The following is a 2,246-nucleotide window of genomic DNA, read 5'->3' as shown; positions in this document are numbered from 1 at the left end:
ACACCCGCCCCCGTCGGGCGGGACGAAGGCGTACACCCCGTCCCCCCCGGGCCGCAGGGATGCCGGCGCCGTGGCGGACACGTCGGAGACCGCCGTCATGCCGCCGCCTCCGTCGCAGCGGTGCCGGCGGGCAGACGGGTGAAGCGGCCCTGGTGGAAGACGAGCGGATCGGAGCCGGTCTCGGCGGTGGCCAGGGCCACCACCCTGCCTATCAGCAGGGTGTGGTCCCCGGCCTCGTGCTGGGCGTCGAGTACGCACTCGAACGACGTCTCGGCCAGGGGCAGCACCGCGTTCCCGGTGATCCCCTCGACCGCGCCGAGCCGGCGCATCGCCGCCAGGCCCGCCGGACGGTCGGGCCGGCAGAACTCCTGGGCCAGTTCCTGCTGATGGCGGCCCAGCACATTTACGGCGAAGCTGCCGGCCTCGGCGACCCGGGGCCGTATCCGACCGTCCGCCTTGATGGATACCAGGATCAGCAGGGGATCCAGCGACACGGAGGTGAGGCTGTTCAGGGTGATCACACTCGTGCTGTCGCCGCTGCCCTGGGTGAGCAGGGTGACTCCGGTGGGGAAGCGGCCCATGGCCGCCCGGAAGGCAGCCATGTCGGGCGGGGCCAGCACCGCCGTCGCGGACGCCGCCGACTCGGTCAGTACCGCGGACTCATTCAGTTGGGAGAGCGGGGAAACCTTCGCCATGGTGGTGACTTCCGTCCCGGTTCGCATCAGTAGTTGCCCAGTCCGCCGCAGACGTTCAGCGCCTGCGCCGTGATCGACGCCGCCACGTCGGAGACCAGATAGCCGACAAGACCCGCCACTTCCTCGGGCGTCGAGTAGCGGCCCAGCGGGATCTTCGCGTTGAACTTCTCGAGGATGTCCTCCTCGCTCACGCCGTAGTGCCCGGCGTAGCCCTGGCGCACCCGCTGCGCCATCGGTGTCTCCACATAGCCGGGGCACACGGCGTTGACCGTGATGCCGCTCTTGGCGAGCTCCTTGCCGACCGCCTTGGTGAAACCGATGACGCCGTGCTTGGACGCGGAGTACGGAGCGGCCAGTTCGACGCCCTGCTTGCCTCCGGTGGAGGCGATGTTGACGACGCGGCCCCAGCCGCCGTCCCGCATCCGCCCGGTGCTCAGCACCTCACGGGTGACACGGAAGGTGCCGTTGAGGTTGGTCTCGATCACGTCGTCCCAGAGGGAGTCCTCGATCTCGGCGGTCACTCCGCCACCGCCACGCCCCGCGTTGTTGACGAGGATGTCGATCCGGCCGTAGGTGTCGACAGCGGTACGCACCGCGGTGCGAATCGACTCCGGTGAGGTGACGTCGCAGACCGCGCCGGACACCTCGTGGCCCTCGGCCCGCAGTCGCTTCACCATCGCGCGTACGTCCTCGTCACCCCGGGCCACACCGAACACGGCCATGCCCTGCCCGGCCAGCAACTCGGTCACCGCGAGGCCGATCCCGCTGGTCGCGCCGGTGACGAAGGCGACTCGTCGTGCCGTATCTGTCATCGTGCTCTCCCGTCGCTCGTCCAAGTGGACCGACCGTGGCGCCGGGTCCTTGCGCGGTTCTCGAATCCGCCTTGAGGCGCGGCCGTTCGAGCCCCGGTCGACGTGGGGTTGAGCGACGGACGCGATGGTGAACGGACCGATCGATGTGACGTGAGCGAGGAGGGGTCCGTGTCGGAGCAGACGATTCCGGACGTACGGAAGTCGGTGACGGTGCCGGCATCGCCCGACGAGAGCTTCAAGGTCTTCACCGAGCGCCCCAAGGACTGGTGGCCGCCGTCCCATGTCCTGCTCAAGAAGGAGCGGGTGGGCCTCGCCTTCGAGGGCGGAGTGGACGGGCGCTACTACGAATGGGACGTGGAGGGCAACGAGATCACCTGGGGCCGCATCCTGGAGTGGGAGCCGGGACGGCGGCTGGCGATGACCTGGCGGCTCGACGGCAACTGGCAGTCGATCCCGGACGACGAACGGGCCAGTGAGATCGAGGTGACCTTCACCCCCGCGGCCGGGGGCGGCACCACCGTGGAGCTGGCGCACATCAAGCTGCACAAGCACGGAGAGGGAGCCGAGCGGATCTTCCAGGCGCTGGACGGTCCGAGCCCGGGGGAGACCCTCGAGCGGTTCGCCAAGCTCTTCTGAGCCACGGTCCGTTCCGTGGAGCGCGCCCGGCGCGGCCGGGCCGCGGGCCCCCGGCGCGCGGCCGGGCTCTGGGCCGCGGGGCCTGGCCCCCGCGCCGCCTGGG

3 protein-coding genes are annotated in these 2,246 nt (G+C 70.5%); 1 reads left to right on the top strand and 2 read right to left on the bottom strand.

The features are described from left to right. Window positions 1-95 precede the first annotated feature (95 nt). Window positions 96-695 carry a flavin reductase family protein gene (locus ACFWI9_RS31860; RefSeq protein WP_387168053.1) on the bottom strand — a complete coding sequence of 200 codons (600 nt, stop codon included), beginning with the start codon at window positions 693-695 and terminating at the stop codon, window positions 96-98. A gap of 26 nt (window positions 696-721) precedes the next feature. Further along, a complete protein-coding gene (locus ACFWI9_RS31855; protein ID WP_387168050.1) occupies window positions 722-1,507 on the bottom strand; it encodes an SDR family NAD(P)-dependent oxidoreductase in 786 nt (261 codons plus the stop codon). A gap of 168 nt (window positions 1,508-1,675) precedes the next feature. Between ACFWI9_RS31855 and ACFWI9_RS31850 the strand changes: the two genes are divergently transcribed. Further along, window positions 1,676-2,143 carry an SRPBCC family protein gene (locus ACFWI9_RS31850; protein WP_387168047.1) on the top strand — a complete coding sequence of 156 codons (468 nt, stop codon included), beginning with the start codon at window positions 1,676-1,678 and terminating at the stop codon, window positions 2,141-2,143. Window positions 2,144-2,246 lie beyond the last annotated feature (103 nt).

The sequence above is a fragment of the Streptomyces sp. NPDC127084 genome (assembly GCF_042724175.1).
GTDB lineage: Bacteria > Actinomycetota > Actinomycetes > Streptomycetales > Streptomycetaceae > Streptomyces.
The sequence above is the reverse complement of the archived record's forward strand: the minus strand, read 5'-3'. Positions and strand labels throughout refer to the sequence as shown.